The 18,687-nt window shown below is 58.5% G+C and carries 18 protein-coding genes; 13 read left to right on the top strand and 5 right to left on the bottom strand.

Annotation, left to right across the window (positions count from 1 at the left end; all coding sequences use genetic code 11):
- Positions 1 to 49 precede the first annotated feature (49 nt).
- From glmU to OP500_RS01095, 3 genes are all read right to left on the bottom strand, one after another.
- Positions 50 to 1,414 carry a bifunctional UDP-N-acetylglucosamine diphosphorylase/glucosamine-1-phosphate N-acetyltransferase GlmU gene (gene glmU / locus OP500_RS01105; protein WP_274069940.1) on the bottom strand — a complete coding sequence of 455 codons (1,365 nt, stop codon included), beginning with the start codon at positions 1,412 to 1,414 and terminating at the stop codon, positions 50 to 52.
- A gap of 135 nt (positions 1,415 to 1,549) precedes the next feature.
- Positions 1,550 to 2,131 carry a chorismate--pyruvate lyase family protein gene (locus OP500_RS01100; RefSeq protein ID WP_274069939.1) on the bottom strand — a complete coding sequence of 194 codons (582 nt, stop codon included), beginning with the start codon at positions 2,129 to 2,131 and terminating at the stop codon, positions 1,550 to 1,552.
- Positions 2,132 to 2,138: 7 nt separating this feature from the next.
- Positions 2,139 to 2,375, bottom strand: coding sequence for a hypothetical protein (locus tag OP500_RS01095; RefSeq protein ID WP_274069938.1), 237 nt, complete (start codon positions 2,373 to 2,375; stop codon positions 2,139 to 2,141).
- A gap of 202 nt (positions 2,376 to 2,577) precedes the next feature.
- Between OP500_RS01095 and OP500_RS01090 the strand changes: the two genes are divergently transcribed.
- The 3 genes from OP500_RS01090 to sstT all read left to right on the top strand — a co-directional run bounded on the left by OP500_RS01090 (position 2,578) and on the right by sstT (position 5,502).
- On the top strand, positions 2,578 to 3,591 hold the full coding sequence (locus OP500_RS01090) for a thiamine ABC transporter substrate-binding protein (RefSeq protein WP_274069937.1): 1,014 nt from the start codon (positions 2,578 to 2,580) through the stop codon (positions 3,589 to 3,591).
- A gap of 226 nt (positions 3,592 to 3,817) precedes the next feature.
- The gene (locus OP500_RS01085; RefSeq protein WP_274069936.1) at positions 3,818 to 4,036 is read left to right on the top strand and encodes a YqaE/Pmp3 family membrane protein; all 219 of its coding nucleotides are present in this window, start codon (positions 3,818 to 3,820) and stop codon (positions 4,034 to 4,036) included.
- Positions 4,037 to 4,212: 176 nt separating this feature from the next.
- A complete protein-coding gene (gene sstT, locus OP500_RS01080; protein ID WP_274069935.1) occupies positions 4,213 to 5,502 on the top strand; it encodes a serine/threonine transporter SstT in 1,290 nt (429 codons plus the stop codon).
- A gap of 183 nt (positions 5,503 to 5,685) precedes the next feature.
- Here the strand turns inward: sstT and OP500_RS01075 are convergent, their stop codons facing one another.
- The gene (locus OP500_RS01075) at positions 5,686 to 6,195 is read right to left on the bottom strand and encodes a hemerythrin domain-containing protein (RefSeq protein ID WP_443135136.1); all 510 of its coding nucleotides are present in this window, start codon (positions 6,193 to 6,195) and stop codon (positions 5,686 to 5,688) included.
- 342 nt (positions 6,196 to 6,537) lie between these two features.
- Here OP500_RS01075 and OP500_RS01070 point away from each other — a divergent pair, with 342 nt between their 5' ends.
- The 9 genes from OP500_RS01070 (at position 6,538) to OP500_RS01030 (ending at position 16,931) form a co-directional block, all read left to right on the top strand.
- Positions 6,538 to 9,855, top strand: coding sequence for a PilC/PilY family type IV pilus protein (locus tag OP500_RS01070; protein WP_274069933.1), 3,318 nt, complete (start codon positions 6,538 to 6,540; stop codon positions 9,853 to 9,855).
- 254 nt (positions 9,856 to 10,109) lie between these two features.
- Positions 10,110 to 11,606, top strand: coding sequence for a ribonuclease G (rng, locus tag OP500_RS01065; protein ID WP_274069932.1), 1,497 nt, complete (start codon positions 10,110 to 10,112; stop codon positions 11,604 to 11,606).
- Between the two features lie 73 nt (positions 11,607 to 11,679).
- The gene (gene hda / locus OP500_RS01060; RefSeq protein WP_443135135.1) at positions 11,680 to 12,357 is read left to right on the top strand and encodes a DnaA regulatory inactivator Hda; all 678 of its coding nucleotides are present in this window, start codon (positions 11,680 to 11,682) and stop codon (positions 12,355 to 12,357) included.
- Positions 12,358 to 12,826: 469 nt separating this feature from the next.
- Entirely contained in the window at positions 12,827 to 13,561 is a 735-nt protein-coding gene (gene pdxJ, locus OP500_RS01055) for a pyridoxine 5'-phosphate synthase (protein WP_274069931.1), read from the top strand.
- A 43-nt stretch (positions 13,562 to 13,604) separates the two neighbouring features.
- Positions 13,605 to 13,985, top strand: coding sequence for a holo-ACP synthase (gene acpS / locus OP500_RS01050; RefSeq protein ID WP_274069930.1), 381 nt, complete (start codon positions 13,605 to 13,607; stop codon positions 13,983 to 13,985).
- 105 nt (positions 13,986 to 14,090) lie between these two features.
- The gene (locus OP500_RS01045; RefSeq protein WP_238745419.1) at positions 14,091 to 14,726 is read left to right on the top strand and encodes an MBL fold metallo-hydrolase; all 636 of its coding nucleotides are present in this window, start codon (positions 14,091 to 14,093) and stop codon (positions 14,724 to 14,726) included.
- Between the two features lie 117 nt (positions 14,727 to 14,843).
- A complete protein-coding gene (locus tag OP500_RS01040; RefSeq protein WP_238745422.1) occupies positions 14,844 to 15,245 on the top strand; it encodes a PTS sugar transporter subunit IIA in 402 nt (133 codons plus the stop codon).
- Between the two features lie 52 nt (positions 15,246 to 15,297).
- A complete protein-coding gene (locus OP500_RS01035) occupies positions 15,298 to 16,296 on the top strand; it encodes a hypothetical protein (protein ID WP_274069929.1) in 999 nt (332 codons plus the stop codon).
- Between the two features lie 86 nt (positions 16,297 to 16,382).
- On the top strand, positions 16,383 to 16,931 hold the full coding sequence (locus tag OP500_RS01030; protein WP_274069928.1) for a nitroreductase family protein: 549 nt from the start codon (positions 16,383 to 16,385) through the stop codon (positions 16,929 to 16,931).
- 142 nt (positions 16,932 to 17,073) lie between these two features.
- Here OP500_RS01030 and OP500_RS01025 read toward each other — a convergent pair whose 3' ends face one another.
- On the bottom strand, positions 17,074 to 17,808 hold the full coding sequence (locus OP500_RS01025; protein ID WP_274069927.1) for a 16S rRNA (uracil(1498)-N(3))-methyltransferase: 735 nt from the start codon (positions 17,806 to 17,808) through the stop codon (positions 17,074 to 17,076).
- Positions 17,809 to 17,866: 58 nt separating this feature from the next.
- On the opposite strand from OP500_RS01025, the gene OP500_RS01020 reads away from it, so the two are divergent.
- Positions 17,867 to 18,664 (top strand): inositol monophosphatase family protein, encoded by a 798-nt coding sequence (locus OP500_RS01020; protein WP_274069926.1) that lies wholly within the window; start codon positions 17,867 to 17,869, stop codon positions 18,662 to 18,664.
- Positions 18,665 to 18,687: the final 23 nt, after the last annotated feature.

Below are 18,687 nucleotides of genomic sequence, written 5' to 3'. Positions count from 1 at the left end.
TTTCAGGCTGCCTTTATTGGGAAACAGGCAGCCTGAAAACGGATCGGGGCTATTTTTTCGGTTTTTCCGGCCGCACCCAGCCTTCGATAACGGTTTGGCGGGTGCGGGCGACGGTGAGTTTGTCGGCAGGGCAGTTGCGGGTGATGGTGCTGCCGGCGCCGGTGGTGGCGCGGCTGCCGACCGTTACCGGCGCCACCAGCATGGTGCCGGAGCCGATGCGCACTTCGTCGCCGATTATGGTGCGGTGTTTGTTCACGCCGTCGTAGTTGCAGGTGATGGTGCCGGCGCCGATATTGCTGCCGCGACCGATTTCGGCGTCGCCGATATAGGTCAGGTGGTTGGCCTTGCTGCCGTGCCCAACCGTGCTGTTTTTCACTTCGACGAAATTGCCGATGTGCGCTTCGTCGCCGATGTCTGCCTGCGGGCGCAGGCGGGCGTAGGGGCCGATGCGGGCGTCGCGGCCGATGCGGCAGTTTTCCAGATGCGAAAACGGCTCGATCACGCTGCCGGCGCCGATGACGGCGTTTTTGATCACGCAGTTGGCGCCGACGATCACACCGTCGCCCAATTCGTTGTCGCCTTCGAGCAGCACATTAACGTCGATTTCCACGTCCTGCCCGTGTTTCAGGCTGCCGCGCAAATCAAAGCGCTCGGGATCGCGCAGGGTCAGGCCGGCTTTGAGCAGCGCTTGGGCCTGATTGCGCTGAAAAATGCGCTCCAGCGCGGCCAGCTGCTGTTTGTTGTTTACGCCCGCCGCCAGATAAGACGCGGCCACCTGTACCGGATGCACGGCGACGCCCTGGGCATTGGCCAGCGCAATCAGGTCGGTCAGGTAATACTCGCCTTGGGCGTTGTTGCTGTTGAGCTGCGCCAGCCAGCCTGAAAGATGGCGGTTGGGCAGCACCAGAATGCCGGTATTGGTTTCGGTGATGGCCTTTTGCGCGGCATCGGCGTCTTTTTCTTCAACAATCGCCACCACGCGCCCGTCTTGGCGGACGATGCGGCCGTAGCCGGTGGGATCGGCCAGCACATCGGTGAGCAGGCCGACCTCGTCGCCGGCGGCATCGAGCAGGGTTTGCAGGGTGGCGGCGTCAATCAGCGGCACGTCGCCGTACAGCACCAGCGTGCGGCTGTCGGCGGGTAGCTGCGGCAGCGCGGTTTTCAGCGCGTGGCCGGTACCCAGCTGCTCGGTCTGCTCCACCCATGCCACGTCGCGCCGCACCGTGTCGCGCACCGCGTCTTTGCCGTGGCCGATTACCACGCTAATGTGCTGCGGCCGCAGCGACAGCGCGGTGTCGATCACGCGCTCGAGCATGGTTTGGCCGCCGATGCGGTGCAGCACTTTGGGCAGCGCGGAATACATGCGCGTGCCTTTGCCGGCGGCAAGGATAACGATGGAAAGCGGGGCGGACATGGCAAATCTTTCTCTATATAGAAGACGGATAAAAGGGAAAACGGGTTGGCGCGGAGCGGGCGTTTTTCAGGCTGCCGGCAGACAAGGCAGCCTGAAAAATACCGCCCGCCCCGATTCAGGCAGCCTGAAAGGCATTCAGCCGGCAAAATCAAACTGCGGCAGAAACAGCTCGCTAATCTGCAGCGGACTGCCTTCCAGCAGCAGCATGGAGCGGCGGGCATAAAGCCCGCCTTCGTCGCGCCGCCATTGCAGGCTCTGGCGACGGGTGCGGCGGGCAAACAGCCACGGGCCGATGGGTTCGTCGCCCAGCTCGGTCAGGCCGGCGGCGGCACCGCGGGCGCCGGACTCGGGCAGCAGGGTTTGGGCAAACACCCACGGCACGCCGTCGCCAAACAGCATCACTTCGCGCAGCCAAACACGCTCAGACGCCGCAGCCGCAACGCCGCCGGCTTTTGCCGTTTCCAGCCCCGGTAAACCCGCGGTATCGGTTTTAGCTTCGCAGAAACTCGCTTCGTTCGTTTTCAGGCTGCCTGAAAACCAGCCCTGGCGCACGATACGCACTTTCAGGCTGCCGCAGCGGCCGCGCAGTTTTTCGGTGAGCGAACCCTGATGCAGCAGCCAAGCCGCGGCGGCGGCAGGCAGTTCTTCACCGCTGCCGCGCCAGCCGCCGCCCGCCAAAGCCTGCCGCCAAGCGGGATAGTGTTCTTGAAAAGACATCGGCGGTTTACTTCTGGCCTTCTTCGTCTTCGCCGACTTCTTTTTCCGGCAAAATGGCGTGCTGCACCGGCCGCGCGGAGTGGTAGTGGGTGTTTTGTGAAGCGGCGCCTTCGGTGTAGTAGATGCCGGTGCCGGTGGGGTATTTCTGGCGCAGGCGGGTCTGGCCGGCCTGGTTCTGGTAGGTTTCCCAAGTGCAGCCGCCCAGTGCGGCCAGCGCCAGCAGGGCAATGATTCGGGTGCGCATCGCGTGTCCTTTGCGGAAAAAATATCAAGGGCGGCATTCTAATGTTTTTCAGGCAGCCTGAAAACGAACGAAGTGAGTTTCTGCGAAGCTAAAACATCCGCCGCACCCGCCGCCCCCTTAACGCTTCCTTAACCCAAGCTTGCACAAGCAAACCGTTTTGCCTATCATCCCGTCTTTCACTTTGCCGTTTTAGGAAACCGCCATGCAGAAATTTGTCCGCCGCACGCTGTGCGCCGCCGCTCTCTTTGCCGCCGCCGCGGCTTCGGCGCATACCGAAGTCAAGCTCGCCGTTACCGGCTCTTACAGCCTGCCCGCCGAAGTGCTGGCAAAGTTTGAGAAAAACCACGATGCCAAGGTAACGGTAATCAAAATGGGCAGCGGCAACGAAATGGTCAACCGCCTGATCCTGACCCGCAGCAACAGCCCGCTGGCCGACGCGGTGTACGGACTGGACAACAGCACCGTTTATAAAGCCCACCATGCCGGCATTCTGGCCGACAAACAGCCTGCCGGCGCGCCGGTTACCGTGTCGCTGCCTTATGCGCTGGCGGTCAATTACGGCTTCGTTACCCTGAATTACGACAAAAAATGGTTTCAGGAAAAAGGCCTGCCGCTGCCGCAGAGTCTCGACGATTTGACCAAACCGGCCTACAAAAACCTGCTGGCGGTGCCCAATCCCGGCACTTCCAGCCCCGGATTGTCGTTTCTGCTGGCCAATATCGGCGGGCTGGGCGAGAAAAAAGCCTTTGAGTGGTGGGGCAAAATGCGCCAAAACGGCGTGAAAGCCACTAAAGGCTGGTCGGAAGCGTATTACACCGAGTTCACGCTCAACGGCGGCTCGCGGCCGCTGATGGTCGGCTATGCCACCAGCCCCGCTGCCGAGGTGTACTACAGCAAAGGCAAGCTGAAAACGCCGAATATGGGCAATCTGTTCCTGCCCGGCGGCGTTTACCTGCAGGTAGAAGGTGCTGCGGTGCTGAAAAACAGCAAACAGCCGGCGCTGGCTGCCAAACTGGTGCAGTATCTGCAAAGCCCCGAAGTGCAGCAGGCGGTGCCGACCAGCATGTGGATGTATCCGGCGGTGAAAGGCACGCCAGCCCATCCCGCGCTCGTCCACGCCGGCGTGCCCAAGTCGCATTTCGCCCCCAAAGGTCAGCGCATCGCCCAAAATCAGAAAAACTGGGTCAACCAATGGATACGCACGGTGGTGAAATAAACCCCGTTTCGCCGGATAAGCAAGCCGAAAAAGCAGCCTGAAAACCCCTTGGCGTTTTCAGGCTGCTTTGCCCTTGGCGGCGCGCCACATGGCGGCAAAATGACACGAAACCCGCCAATATCGGGCAAAACTGGCGGAAAAGTTTGACAATCGTTAGCAATTTCAAACATAATCCGCCCGTTTTTAACCGATTTACCCACCCGTCCCATCTCAAAAGGAAAAGACTATGAACGACAACAAAACCCTGCTGATTATTCTGTCCGTCATCATCCCGCCGTTGGCCGTTTACCTTGCCAGCGAAGGCAATGACAAACAGATTTTCCGCACCATCGTAGCGGTGGTGGGTACTTGTATTTTCTTCATTCCCTCCATTGTCTATGCGCTGGACATCGTGCTGGACTGGAAAGCCGTTTATCCGAAACTGGACGAGCTGGCGAAAAAATAAGCCCCGTGTTTTGCACCTTTGCATGAAAATACCCTGCCGAAAAACGGCAGGGTATTTTTACTTCTCAGGCTGCCTGCGGCTTTCAGGCAGCCTGAAAATTGTAGGTAGCCTTGGCGATATGGAGTATCTGTCGCATCCGCTATACAATGCGCGCTTTGGCAATTAAGGACAAGCCCATGGAAACCGCCCCCGCAACGCAACGCAAACCCCGCCTCGGCCTGATTTGGCAGATTGTTATCGGCCTGGTGGCCGGCGGCATCATCGGCCAGTTTGCCCACCATCTGCTCGACCAAGGCGGTGGCGCCGAACAAAAAGCACAAACGCTGATCGGCATTACCGGCATTTTCGGCAGCCTGTTTGTCGGCGCGCTCAAAGGCGTGGCACCGTTTTTGGTGTTTATTCTGGTAACCGCCGCCATCGCCAAAAACAACAGCGGCACCAAAACCAATATGCGGCCGATTCTGTTTCTCTACCTGCTGGGCACTTTCGGCGCTGCGCTGGTGGCGGTGGCGGCGGCCTTTGTCTTTCCCAGCACATTGACGCTGGCTGACAGCAGCGCCATCGACATCGCCCCGCCCAAGGGCATCGCCGAAGTGCTGCAGTCGCTGCTGCTGAAGCTGGTGGACAATCCTTTCCACGCGCTGACCGATGCCAACTACGTCGGCATCCTGCTGTGGGCGGTGCTGCTTGGCTTTGCCCTGCGCCGTGCTTCCGACGCCACATTGCAAGTGTTTGACGACCTTTCCCACGCCGTTTCCGCCATCGTGCGCTGGATTATCCGCCTTGCCCCCATCGGCATTTTCGGCCTGGTATCGGTAACCGCCGCCACCACCGGCTTTGGCGACATGATTAAAGAATACGGCCAGCTGCTGCTGGTGTTGGTGGGCTGCATGCTGTTTGTGGCGCTGGTAATGAACCCGCTGATCGTGTTCCTGAAAATCCGCCGCAACCCCTACCCACTGGTGCTACTGTGCCTGCGCGAAAGCGGCATTCCCGCATTCTTTACCCGCTCGTCTGCCGCCAATATTCCGGTCAATATGGCGCTGGCGAAAAAACTCAATCTGCACGAAGACACCTATTCGGTATCGATTCCGCTGGGCGCCACCATCAATATGGCCGGTGCGGCGATTACCATTACCGTGCTCGCGCTGGCGGCGGCGCATACCAAAGGCATCGTCGTCGATTTTCCCACCGCGCTGCTGCTGAGCCTGATCGCCACCGTCAGCGCCTGCGGCGCCTCCGGCGTGGCCGGCGGCTCGCTGCTGCTGGTGCCGCTGGCCTGCAGCCTGTTTAATATTTCCAACGACACCGCCATGCAGGTGGTGGCCGTCGGCTACATCATCGGCGTGATTCAGGATTCCTGCGAAACCGCGCTCAATTCCTCCACCGACGTGCTGTTTACCGCCGCCGCCGACATCGCCGAAACCCGCAGGCAGGCATCGGCACCGTCTTCGCCATCGTCCTAATCCGCACCACTCAAACGCCGTCCGATGATTTCGGGCGGCGTTTTTTGTCTGAAAAAGCAGCCTGAAAAACGGTTTTCCCGCTTTCAGGCTGCCTTTGCTTTCAAACCCGCAGATATTTTCAGGCTGCCTCGGTCAAATCCGCAGGCAGCCTGAAAACAATAAACGGCATCGGCCGACAGCAAACTACCCGCGCCGCCGTGCCGCCATAATCTTGCCGATGGCGCGGCGCTGCTCTTCCGGTATCACTTCGCGGCCGAGATCAAACAACGGCTCTTCAATCGCAATATGCCGGTCGTAACCGCCGGTAAAGTCAGTCAATACCGCATCATCCAGCCCGCTGCGGCTGCCCTCGACCACCGCCAGCAGCTGGTTCTGTAAGGCTGTCCAGTTGCGGTGCAGCACAATGTGCTGGCGCTCCAGCTCCTCCACCTGCTCACGCGTCTCAGGCGCATAACGCAGCAGCGTGGGGAAAAAGTCCTGTTCCTCATCATCATGGTGCAGCGGCGCGGCCTGGTTGAAATAAGTGCGTATCTGCGTAACCGCCTGGCGCACGGCATCGTTGCAGCCGTGTTCGGCCAGATAGTCGGGCAGCATCTGCAGCTGCCCGCAAAAACGCTTGACCTTGCCGTGGCAGGCGTAAAGCATGTCGATGGGTTCGTCCCACGTGGCGGCTTTCTGTGTGCCGAGATTCAGCATATCTGTTTCCTAAAAATTAAATTCTGACGTTACAAGGTTAAATGAAATTAAATTACAACAAAATACCCGCACCAATACGAAAAATAACCGGCATTCGGACAATTTTGCAAACATCCCTCAAACAGCCGGAGCGTTCACAAACTCTCACAAATAAAATTTTACAAAAAATCCTTTTGCCCGTAAGCAAATGTAGTAGAATTATCCACGCAAAACCAAAATACTACAAAACCTTAATAATTTCTTAAATTTGGTATGGTTTTTGCTTGATTTTATCCTTAATCCAAGCATCCACTTAACCCAAGCCAATAAAGCAAAGTTTAAAACTTCAAGGAGTATAAAATGAAAACCGGACGGAAGCCCAGAGCAACTTCCTTGCGAATCAAGCCCATCTGCCAGGCGGTATTGGCGGCAGCAATGACCGTCGGCAGCGTATCCCAAGTTTACGGTATCGTAATTTCTGAAGATTTTACCCAGCCTAATACCACGCAGAAATGGCTGAGACCAACTCCGGGCGGCGGCCGTTGGGCAGTTCATGCCCCGCTCGCAGGCGGAACCCCCAACACTGACAACACAGCCTGCTTAACGGCTACTGGTAGCTCACCGGGATCAAACTCTCTCCCGCATTGCTCTGGAACCAGCGACGCACCTGGCAAAGGAGCGCTTCGCCTTACTCCTGCAAGACAACAAAAAGTTGGCGGCATCGTATCTGATTTTTCCTTTCCCACCAACGACGGTGTGGATATTACCTTTACCACCTATACTTGGGGCGGTAATGGTGCCGACGGTATGACCTTCTTTCTCTCGGATGCTGACCGCCCCCCGACACTGGGCGCTAGTGGTGGCTCCATCGGTTACTCCTGCTCGCAAACCAACCCGATTTTCAGCGGTGTGGATGGTGGCTATATGGCCATCGGCATTGACGAATGGGGCAACTTTGTTAACAAGGGTGACAATACCAATAGCGGTTTGGGTTGGATTCCCAATACCATCGGCATCCGCGGCAAAGGCAGTCTCAATTTTGATTACTTTGCCAACCCCAATCGCTTTTTGGCCGAATACTGGAAAAAAAGAGGTTGGGGAAGTGTATCACCTTCTGCAGAACGATCTTGGAAACAAGCTTGGCAGGATAATGATGCCGGATACGATATGCTGCGCAATGTCTGCAAAAACGGAGAGCTTACACTTAAGCGGGAATGGACTGGCAACAATACGGCAGTTAAGCTTTCGTCTGCACTTCCCGAAACCGATCCCAACCACTTAAGCAACTACAAATACATTACCCATAAAACCCTTAGATTCCCATTAGATACCAAAGGTGTGCGCAGCAGGGATCAGGCGATACCCATGCTCTACCGTATCCGCATTACCAAGGACGGTAAGGCCAATGTTTGGTACAGCCGCAATGCTGGAACCTATCAGCCGGTTTTGCTTGATTACGATGTAGTGAAAAACAACGGTACACTGCCCGCCCAATTCCGCTTCGGCTTTATGGGTGCAACCGGTGGTGCCTACAACAACCATGAAGTAACCTGCTTTAAAGCGGCACCAGCCACCTTATCCGACGGCAATGCCGAAGTAAACACTCCGGATTCGAAAATCGTATCCGAATCACAAGTTTACCTAACTTTCTATAACTCTTTCAACTGGACCGGCAGCGTAGTTGCACAAAACATCGTTAAAACCCCGGATGGTAAATATCATGTGGACAGCAAAGTCAACTGGGATGCCGGTTGCGGCCTGACTGGCGGTAAATGCGAACGCAGGGAAAACAGAACATTTACCGCGCAACAAGGCAGAAAACTCTTTACCTCCAGCAATAATTCCGGCGTAAACCTGACATGGGAGAACCTGTCTGCCCAACAGCAAAGCAGCCTGAAAGGTAGTGGAGACGATACGCTCGGACAACAACGTCTGGCCTATCTGAAAGGCGACCGCTCCCAAGAGGCCGTAAACGTTGGCGTAGGCTTGTTCCGTCCGCGTAAAAGCGTACTGGGCGACATCATCAATTCCAGCCCGGTTTGGGTAGGCTACCCTGCAACCCAAAATTATCTGAAAGGAGAATGGAAAGACGCCCGCAATCCTGCTGCGGCCATGCCCGAACGCACCGGCCAGTCTTACCAAGACTACGCAACAGCCAACGCCCGCCGCCTGAACGTTGTGTATGCCGGTTCCAATGATGGCTTCCTGCACGGTTTTGCTGCCGGCTCTTACTCCGCACCCAAGCAGTTTGACAATACTGACAACACCGGTAAGGAAGTCTTTGCCTATATGCCCGGAGCCGTATTGTCCCGTATGCACAATCCCGGCAAACCCGCCTTAGATTTCTTTAACGAACGCTACGCCCACAACTTCTACAATGATGCGGCGGTAGGAACCGGCGACGTATTCTATAACGGTCAATGGCACACTTGGATCATGGGTGGCTTAGGTGCTGGCGGCAATACTGTGTATGCTTTGGACGTTACCAAGCCGGATACCTTTAGCGAACAAAACGTTGTTGGCGAATGGTCTTTTGACGCCAATGATCCTATTTGGAGAAACCTGGGCAATACCTACGGCACGCCCGTATTCGGCCGTTTCCACGACGGTAACTGGGGCGCCGTATTCGGTAACGGCTGGTGTTCAACTACCGATGCTGCCAACGGCAACTGCACCGCAAGCGGAGGGCCTGCCGGTATTTATGTGATGTCGATCGACCAGGCAAGCGGCAGACCCTCGTTCCGCTTCATCAGCACCGGAGAGAGCGGCACACCCAACGATCCCAACGGCATTGCCCATGTTACCCCCGTTGATTTGGACGGCGACCGTATCTACGACTATGCCTATGCCGGCGACCTGAAAGGCAATGTGTGGCGCTTCGACCTGACCGATACCCAAGGTTCTTCTTGGGCAACGAAGCAACCGCAGAAAATCTTCACTACGCAATCAGGCCAGCCGATTTCCACCAAAATCGTAGTTTCCCGTGCGGAAAAAGGCAATCGTGGTGACGTACTGCTCAACTTTGGTACCGGTTTGCGTAAAGTTGGCTATACCGATGAAGCAACTACCTATGCCACAGGCACGCAAAGCATCTACGGCTTGCGCGACAGACAGGCAGCCGCTTTCCCGAACGGTGGCGGCACTACTGCTGCACAAATTAACGGCCGTACCAGATTGCAGCAACATAGGGTAACCGATAGATCCAAAGGCACGCTGAGCAACGACAAAGTCAATTGGACCAATTACGACGGTTGGTATATGGATTTGGAAACCGTTAATCTTGGCCTGGATGACAAAGGCAAGCCCAACATCCAGTATGAGCAAGTTATTTACAATCCCTATTTGGATCAGGGTAAATACTTTATCGTAAATACCTTTATTAACGGTAGCAGCCCGATTTTGACCTGTACCGAAACACAAGTTACCGGTTATACCTATCCGTTTGAGACTACTACAGGTTCCGTGGTTCGCGGTTTCTTCGATAAGAATACCGAAAATACAACCAAACGTTCTCAATATAACGCGATTGGTTCACCGCAACTGCTTAGAACCGTTGACGGGAAAATTTGGCTGCTGTCCAAAGACTCCGGCGGTAATGTCCGCCTGGATGAAGTATTCCTTCCTTCAGAACTGGGCACTTACAAAATCCGTCGACTTTCTTGGCGTGAAATCTATTAATTTAGATTGATAAAAGGCCGGACTGACAAACAGTCCGGCCTTTTCTTTTGGCACAATTTATCTTTGGATTCCCCGAGCATTCCCATCCCAACAAACCGCTGCTTGGCGATATAATCGTGCCCTGCCTTTTGCTAAGGCAGCAAGCAGTTTTTCGCCATAAAACCTAGCTATTCAGGCAGCCTGAAAATATTTTGCAGACGCCGCATAAAGCCCTGCGGCGTGTGCAAAGTATTTTTATCTTTTGGAATTTTACCATGTCCTTCGAAACCATACCCCTGCCCAAAGACATCGTCCGTCCGCCGGAAACTGTGCTGGTAAACATCACGCCGCAGGAAACGCGCGTGGCGCTTTTGGAAGAAAACGACATCTGCGAGCTGCACATCGAGCGCAACAGCGGTTACGGTCTGGTCGGCAATATTTATTTAGGCGTTGTCCGCCGCGTGCTGCCGGGGATGCAGAGCGCGTTTATCGACATCGGACTGGAGCGTGCGGCCTTTTTGCACATTATGGATTTGCTCGAACAGCGCCAGAATCCGGCCGCCGACCAACGCATCGAACAGATGCTGTTTGAAGGGCAGACTATTCTGGTGCAGGTCATCAAAGATCCCATCAACAGCAAAGGCGCGCGCCTGTCCACGCAGATTTCGCTGGCGGGGCGCTTTTTGGTGCATCTGCCGCAAGACGAGCACATCGGCGTTTCCCAGCGTATCGACAACGAGAACGAACGCAACAGCCTGCGCGAGCGGCTCGACCGCCTGCTGCCAGCCGATTCCTGCCACGGCTACATCATCCGCACCAGCGCCGAAACCGCCAGCGATGCCGAACTGCAGGCTGACATCGACTATCTGACCAAAGTCTGGAGCGACATCCGCAGCAAATCGAAAACCAATCCGCCCGAAAGCCTGCTCTACCGCGACCTGCCGCTCAGCCTGCGCGTGCTGCGCGATATGTTCAACGACAACACTCGCGCCATCTACGTCGATTCGCGCAGCAATTACGACTGCATGGCCGATTTCTGCCGTCAATACGTCCAGGGCGCCACCTCCAAACTGCAATTATTTACCGGCGAGCGGCCGCTGTTTGAAACCTACGGCGTCGAAGCCGAGATCAACCGCTCGCTGCAGCCGCGCGTCAATCTCAATTTCGGCAGCTATCTGATTATCGAAGCCACCGAAGCGATGACCACCATAGACGTCAATACCGGCGGCTTCGTCGGCGCGCGCAATTTCGACGAAACCGTGTTCAAAACCAATCTCGAAGCCTGCCACTCCATCGCTCGCGAGCTGCGTCTACGCAATCTCGGCGGCATCATCATCATCGACTTCATCGACATGAACCAGCCTGAGCACCGTGAAGCCGTGCTGCAAGAGCTGGCCAAAGCACTCAGTTTCGACCGCACCCGCGTTACCCTCAACGGCTTCACCAGCCTCGGCCTGGTCGAACTCACCCGCAAGCGCACCCGCGAAAACCTCAACCATGTGCTGTGCGAAGCCTGCCCCGTCTGCCAGGGACGCGGCCACTTAAAAACCGCGCAGACCGTGTGTTACGAAATCCAGCGCGAAATCGTCCGCGAAAGCCGCCGCTTCGACATGAAAGAATTCCGCATCATCGCCTCCTCCGAAGTTATCGACCTGTTTTTAGACGAAGAATCGCAGTCGCTTGCCATGCTGATCGACTTTATCGGCAAACCGATATCCCTGTCCGTCGAAGGCAGCTATTCGCAGGAACAATACGACATCGTCCTTATCTGAACCGTTTTCAGGCTGTCTGAAACACCCGCAACTTAAGGCAGCCTGAAAACCAAACGGCAAAGGCAGAGCAAACGTGAACCAAATTCCCCTGGACTTCGGCATCCCCGCCGCCTACCCCGAATTCGACAAATTCCTCGGCCGCGCCAATGCCGAACTGATCCACACCCTGCGCCAAAAGCACGAACCCTTCGTTTACATCTGGGGGCCGCCCGGCTGCGGCAAAAGCCACATTCTCCAAGCCTGGAGCGGACAAGCCGCCGCCGACGGCAGCACCGCCCGCTACAGCGACGACGGCAACCTCAGCCCCGACGACGAAGCCGACGCGCTGGCGGTGGACAACGTCCAAACCCTCACCCCCGCCGCCCAAGCCGCCCTGTTCGACATTTTCAACCACATGCGCAACAGCGGCCGCGGCCGCCTGCTGCTCGCCGCCGACGTCCCGCCCGCCGCCCTGCCCCTGCGCGAAGACTTGCGCACCCGCATGGGCTACTGCCTGGTTTACGAAGTCAAACCGCTGGGCAGCGGCGAAAAAATCGCCGCCCTCACCCACATGGCCGCCGCCCGCAGCCTGAAAATCGACCCGCAGATTTTCCACTACCTGCTCGACCACTGGCACCGCGACATGGACAGCCTCGTCGCCATGTTCAATGATCTGGCCGACTACTCCATCATCCTCAAACGCCCCATCACCCTGCCCCTGCTGCGCCAGCTTTTGAAACAGCAGGAGCACGGCCCGGAATCCCAAACATAAAAAAACGCCTTCCGAAGCATCAGCGCCGAAAGACGTTTTTCAGGCAGCCTGAAAGCCGCCCCGGCGCAAACCGCGCCCGCAAAAAAAAGGTGTGGAGTTATCGTCCACACCAAAACACACACACATCAAGAGGAAACCTTGAACAGATGGATTACATCTATCAATCAAATGCTGCCTGCATCTGAATTGATAGCCATTATAAGCGGGCGGGCGGAAACAGCTTTGATACAAGTCAATCTTTGCCGCAGATTCGGTATTTTCCCGGCAAAACAATCATAAGCGATTGTTTCAAAAAGGTTCAAAATCGAGACACTACTCAAAAAAACTGCGGCATGACTGGCGCAGGCAAAGCTGCTACACTTCCCGCCGCTGCCAAAAGGCGGCATTTGCCGTTTTTTCAGGCTGCTTTTCGGCCTGCGGCAAGCGGCCGACAACCTGTCCGCCGTCACACAAACCATAAGGAACCACCATGCTTTTGGGCGTCAATATCGACCACGTCGCCACCCTGCGCAATGCGCGCGGCACCAGCTATCCCAGCCCGCTGGAAGCCGCGCTGACCGCCGAAACCCACGGCGCCGACCTGATTACCCTGCATCTGCGCGAAGACCGCCGCCACATTAAAGACGACGACGTCGCCGCCATCCGCCGCGCGGTCAAAACCCGCATCAATCTGGAAATGGCGATGACCGAAGAAATGCTGGCCCACGCACTGTCGGTACGGCCGGATGACGTGTGCATCGTACCGGAGAAGCGCGAAGAAGTTACTACCGAAGGCGGTTTGGACGTATTGGCGCAGCTCGAGAAAGTCGCCCGTTTTACCGGCGAATTGCACGCCGCCGGCATCCGCGTGTCGCTGTTTATCGGTGCCGACCAAGAGCAGATTCAGGCTGCTTTTGATGCCGGCGCCCGCGTAATCGAGCTGCACACCGGCGCCTATGCCGATGCGCCGAGCCACCGCGAGCGCGGGCAGGAGCTCGAGCGCATCCGCCGTGCCGCCGAGTTTGCCGCATCGCTGGGAATGACGGTTAATGCCGGCCACGGGCTGACCATCCACAATGTCGCCCCCATCGCCCGCATCCCGGAAATCGTCGAACTCAATATCGGCCATTCCCTGATCAGCCAGGCGGTATTTATCGGCCTGCCCGCAGCCATCGCCCAAATGAAGGAAGCCATTTTCCGCGCCCGCAGCCAAATCGCGCGCTAAAGGCTTTCAGGCAGCCTGAAAACAAAAAAGACAAGGAGAAACCATGATTTACGGCATTGGCACCGACATTCTCGCCATCAAGCGGGTGGAAGCGCTGTATAAAAAATACGGCGCCGCGCTGCCCGAGCGCATTCTCACGCTGGTGGAAAAGGAAGACATCAAACTTGCCGCCGATCCCGTGCGCTTTTTGGCAAAACGCTTTGCCGCCAAAGAAGCCTTTTCCAAAGCCGTCGGCACCGGCCTGCGCGCGCCGGTGAGCCTGCAGCAGATCGGCATCGGCCACAACTCTTTGGGCAAGCCCGAATTTTTCTGCGAAGCGCCGCTGCGCGAATGGCTGGCCGCACAAGGCATCAGCCGCGTCCATCTGAGTTTGAGCGACGAAGCCGACTATATAGCCGCCTTCGCGCTGGCCGAAGCAGCCTGAAAAACGAATCCGCCGCCTTTCAGGCTGCCGATGCCGCTGCAGGCAGCCTGAAAGCCCGAAGCAGCCTGAAAACCCGTTTCACCACACACAAACCCGCCCGCTACCATGTCCCTACATTTTGATATTACCGCCGTTACCCCCTTCCGCCAAAACTGCACCCTGCTGTGGGACGACGAAAGCCGCGAAGCCGTACTCACCGACGTCGGCGGCGACGTGCCGCAGCTTTTAGAAGAAATCGACCGCCGCGACCTGACGCTCAAAGCCGTGTGGCTCACCCACGGCCATCTCGACCACGCCGCCGGCGCCGACGAACTGATGCGCCTGCGGCCGGTGCCGGTACTCGGCCCGCATGCCGACGACCGCTTTTTGCTCGAACAACTGCCCGTCATCACCCGCGAATACGGCTTTCCGGTATCGCCCGCTTTCGAGCCGCAGCAATGGCTGGCGGAAAACGACTGCCTGAGCGTCGGCCGCTACCGTTTCCAAGTGCTGCACATCCCCGGCCACACCCCCGGCCACGTTGTGTTTTACTGCGCCGAAGCCGGCCTGCTGGTGGCCGGCGACGTACTGTTTTACGAAACCGTCGGCCGCACCGATTTTCCGCGCAGCAACCACGGCGATTTAATCCGCAACATCAGCGAAAAACTGCTCACGCTGCCTGAAGACACCACCGTCATCCCCGGCCACGGCCGCATGACCACCGTCGGCCACGAAAAACGGCACAACCCGTTTTTGCGCTAAACCGGCGCTGCGGCATTTATCCGCCGCCGCCATTGATATTTCCGCATTTCACCCATACAAAGCGCAACACGCCGCCGCAGGTAGCCTGAAAACACCACAGCCCACGGAACCCAGCCGATGATAGGCATACTGATCATTACCCACGAAACCCTTGGCGCCGCTCACCAAAGTCTGGCGCGCCATTTTTTCCCCGACGCCGGTTTCGAGCATCTGCGCATCATCGGCGTGGACAGCTGCGAAGACCACGCCGACATCATAGGCCGCGCCCACACCCTGCTTGCCGAACTCGACAGCGGCCACGGCGTGCTGATTCTCACCGATATTTTCGGCGCCACCCCCTGCAACGCCGCCATGAAGCTGGTCGAACCCGGCCGCAGCGTCATCCTGACCGGCCTCAACGCCCCGATGCTGGTCAAAACCCTGCAGCACGCCCGCGACGAAACCCGTCTCGAACATCTGGCGCAAAGCGCCCGCGATGCCGCCGTCAAAGGCATTATGCTGTTCGACCAAGCCCTGTAAACCCGCCTTTTCCGCCTTTCAGGCAGCCTGAAACCCCGCTACGGAGACCCCGATGACGCCGCACCTGCAATACATCCGCAACCTGTGCCGCCAAGCGCAAAATTTTTGGGACGACTGGCAGCGCCAGCCGCCTGCCGCCGATGCCGACCCGCAGACCATCGCAGATTTCGGCAACCGCCTGCTCGATACGCACTGCCCCGACGTCCATCTGGAATTTGACGGCAGCGGCGCTTCAGGCTGCCTGATTTTCACCGCCGACGGCGCAACCGCCAACTTCCCGCTGGTGCAGCTTTTGGCCGACCACGCCCCCGCCGGCCTGCCTTGGCCGGTGCACGCCTTCCGCCAGCCGTCCGCCGGCTTCGCCATCGAAATGAACGGCCTGCGCCTTGATCCCGCCCAAGTTTCCGCCGCCATCGGCCTGTGGCACGAACACCCCGCGCTGATACTCGGCCTGCCCGCGCTGCCCGCCGAGCAGCAGGAAAACGCCCAACGCGCCGCGCTGATTCTGCTCGACCACATCATCGGCGAATGGGCGGCAGCGGTCAAAATCGGCGCCGTCGATTTCTGCAACGGGCAGCCTGAAGACGCCTTCCCGCTTACCGAGCTGCCCCAACAGCTCGACAAGCTGTGGCAGACGCTCGGCCGCGACGGCCGCTATCCCGAAGCCGAATGGCAGTACACCACCTACCAATGCGACCAGGAAAGCGGCCGCAGCCTGCTGATCCGCAACGAATCCGCCGCCCCGCTGGTCGGCCGCGCCGATATGCCGTGGTTTGTTTCCGTGTCCTGCCGGCTCGAAGGCGGCGACACGCTGGAACAGGCCTACGCCCTGCAGGATGCCTTTGAAGATGCCGCCGCGAAAAACCACGAAGGCATCGCCACCCTCAGCGTCAGCAATCTCGGCGCCGGCCGCCGCACCGTATATGCCGCCACCGCCAACCCGCTGGCGCTGGCCGAAGCCGCCGAAGAACTGTGCCGCCGCTACGCCGCCCTCGGCGCCGAAGCCGTCTGCGAATACGATCCCGCCTGGGAGCACTACCGCATCGGTTAACATCCTTTCAGGCTGCTTTTGCACCAAAGCAGCCTGAAAAACACCCGCCCCGTTTCCCACCACTGCATCACATCAAAGGAAGAACCATGGATACGCTCGAACTGCTCACCACCCGCCGTTCCACCAAATCGCTCACCGCCCCCGCCCCCGACGAGCTGCAGCTCGAAACCATGCTCCAGGCCGCCAGCCAGGTACCCGACCACGGCAACCTTACTCCGTGGCGCTTTATCGTGATCAACAGCGAAAAAGGCAAAACCCGCCTGCACCAAGCCCTGCTCAAAGCGGTGGACGAGCTCAATCTCGGCGAAGACACCCGCGCCAAAACCCACAAAGTCATCAACCTCGCGCCGATGATTATCGCCGTGATCGCCAGCCCCAAAAGCGGCAAACCCGAATGGGAGCAGCAAATGAGCGCCGCCTGCTCCGCCTACGCCCTGCAGCTTGCCGCTCAGGCGCAAGGCTTCGACAGCATCTGGATCACCGGCCTGTGGGTCGGCACCGAGCAGGTGCGCGCCGCCTTTAACTGCGGCGAAAAAGAAAAAATCCTCGGCTTCATTATGGTCGGCACCGCCGAAAACGCCTGCCACAACGGCGCCAAAAACACCGACAGCACCGCCTTTACCGAAATCTGGTAAGCCGCGTTTTCCACTTTCAGGCTGCTTTGCGCCCGACGCAGGCAGCCTGAAAACCAAAAGCAGCCTGAAAACCGTAATAAAGGTTTTCAGGCTGCTTTTTATGCGGATTTAAAACGGCAGTCCGACCGGTTTTTCAGGCTGCCTAGGCGCCGAAGTCGCCCCACAGCGTTTGCAGCGCGGATATGGCGGCCAGCGCGGCGGTTTCGGTGCGCAGAACGCGCGGGCCGAGCGTAAAGGCGGCAAAACCGCGCTCCCGCGCCAGCGCTTCTTCCTGCGGCGTCCACCCGCCCTCGGGGCCGACCATCAGCTGCAGGCGGCGGCTTTCAGGCTGCCTGAAAGACGACAGCGGCGCGGCCTGGTGCGGGCTGGCCAGCAGGCGCAGCGCGGTGCTGTCGGAGAGCGCATCGAGTGCGGCGGGCAAGTCCAGCAGCGGCAGCACCTGCGGCACGCGGTTGCGCCCGCACTGCTCGCAGGCGGAGACGGCAATTTCCTGCCAGCGCGCCTGGCGCTTGTCGGCGCGCTCGCCGGAAAGGCGCACCACCGAGCGGCCGCCGAGCACCGGCTGGATGGCAGCCACGCCGAGTTCAACGCTTTTTTGCAGGGTGAAATCCATGCGCTCGCCGGCAGAAACGGCCTGTATCAGGGTGATGTGCAGCGGGCTTTCGCGGTCGGTTTCAACCGGAGCATCGACGCGGCAGAGCGCGCTGCGCCGCCCGAGCGACAGCAATACCGCCGGCGCTTCGCGGCCGCTGCCGTCAAACAGGATCAGCGCGTCGCCGGCATTGAGCCGCAGCACTTGGATGTGGCGCACCACGCGCTCGGGCAGTTCGGCCTGGCTGCCGGCTGCCGGCAGCTTGGGGATATGGAAGCGGGGCATTTTAAATCGGGGGTGGAAAGTGATAATATCGCGGCCTGCATTTTAGCAAAGAGCGCCTATGGAACCCACCGCAAAATTAGAAGAGCTGGTTCGCGAAATCGCCTTCAGCGAAGTGATGCCGCTTTTTTTAAACGGGCAGAGCGAGCGCAAGGCCGACGGCAGCATGCTGTCGGAAGCGGACTTGGTTTCGCAGGCGGCGTTTTCCGAGCGGCTGCCTGAAATTGTCGATGCGCCGGTGTTGGGCGAAGAGATGACTTACGAGCAGCAGCTCTCGCTGTGGCGCGCGCATGCGCAAAGCGGGCTGTGGGTGGTCGATCCGATCGACGGCACCAATAATTTCGTCAACGGCCTGCCCCATTTTGCCCTGTCCGCCGCCCTGATCCGCGCCGGCCGCGCCGAATTGGGCGTGGTGTTCGACCCCTGCGCCGGCGAATGTTTTTCCGCCGCCCGCGGCCGCGGCTCGCATCTCAACGGCGTCAAACTGCCGCTGCGCCGCGTGAAAAAACGCCTGCACGAAGCGCTGGCGGGCATCGACGTCAAACGCCTGCGCAGCGGCCGGCTGGTCAGCAGCCTGAACAATTTCGCCCCTTTCGGCACCCTGCGCTGCCTGGGCAGCAGCACGCTTGATTGGTGCTATCTGGCCGCCGGCCGTTTCGACATCTATATGCACGGCGGCCAAAACCTGTGGGACTACGCCGCCGGTGCCTTGATTTTCGAAGAAGCCGGCGGCATCTACGCCACGCTCGAAGGCGACGACTTCTGGAGCGGCCGCCACGTTTTCCAGCGCTCGGTGGTTGCCGCCGGCCAGGAAGAGCTGTTTCAAAAATGGCTCGCCTGGGTGCGCGCCAACCAATAAACCCCGCCCTTGTTTCCACTTGC

The sequence above is a fragment of the Kingella sp. SNUBH-2017 genome, assembly GCF_028680565.1.
GTDB classification, from domain to species: domain Bacteria; phylum Pseudomonadota; class Gammaproteobacteria; order Burkholderiales; family Neisseriaceae; genus Kingella_D; species Kingella_D pumchi.
Note: the sequence above shows the minus strand (reverse complement) of the source record. Positions and strands in the feature narration are given on the sequence as shown.

Coding starts and splice junctions, on each gene's coding strand:
- OP500_RS01020 (WP_274069926.1), top strand. CDS start 17,867: ATGGAACCCACCGCAAAATTAGAAGAGCTGGTTCGCGAAATCGCCTTC.
- OP500_RS01040 (WP_238745422.1), top strand. CDS start 14,844: ATGATAGGCATACTGATCATTACCCACGAAACCCTTGGCGCCGCTCAC.
- OP500_RS01090 (WP_274069937.1), top strand. CDS start 2,578: ATGCAGAAATTTGTCCGCCGCACGCTGTGCGCCGCCGCTCTCTTTGCC.
- OP500_RS01100 (WP_274069939.1), bottom strand. CDS start 2,131: ATGTCTTTTCAAGAACACTATCCCGCTTGGCGGCAGGCTTTGGCGGGC.
- OP500_RS01035 (WP_274069929.1), top strand. CDS start 15,298: ATGACGCCGCACCTGCAATACATCCGCAACCTGTGCCGCCAAGCGCAA.
- pdxJ (WP_274069931.1), top strand. CDS start 12,827: ATGCTTTTGGGCGTCAATATCGACCACGTCGCCACCCTGCGCAATGCG.
- OP500_RS01030 (WP_274069928.1), top strand. CDS start 16,383: ATGGATACGCTCGAACTGCTCACCACCCGCCGTTCCACCAAATCGCTC.
- OP500_RS01025 (WP_274069927.1), bottom strand. CDS start 17,808: ATGCCCCGCTTCCATATCCCCAAGCTGCCGGCAGCCGGCAGCCAGGCC.
- acpS (WP_274069930.1), top strand. CDS start 13,605: ATGATTTACGGCATTGGCACCGACATTCTCGCCATCAAGCGGGTGGAA.
- rng (WP_274069932.1), top strand. CDS start 10,110: ATGTCCTTCGAAACCATACCCCTGCCCAAAGACATCGTCCGTCCGCCG.
- sstT (WP_274069935.1), top strand. CDS start 4,213: ATGGAAACCGCCCCCGCAACGCAACGCAAACCCCGCCTCGGCCTGATT.
- OP500_RS01045 (WP_238745419.1), top strand. CDS start 14,091: ATGTCCCTACATTTTGATATTACCGCCGTTACCCCCTTCCGCCAAAAC.
- glmU (WP_274069940.1), bottom strand. CDS start 1,414: ATGTCCGCCCCGCTTTCCATCGTTATCCTTGCCGCCGGCAAAGGCACG.
- OP500_RS01085 (WP_274069936.1), top strand. CDS start 3,818: ATGAACGACAACAAAACCCTGCTGATTATTCTGTCCGTCATCATCCCG.
- OP500_RS01095 (WP_274069938.1), bottom strand. CDS start 2,375: ATGCGCACCCGAATCATTGCCCTGCTGGCGCTGGCCGCACTGGGCGGC.
- OP500_RS01070 (WP_274069933.1), top strand. CDS start 6,538: ATGAAAACCGGACGGAAGCCCAGAGCAACTTCCTTGCGAATCAAGCCC.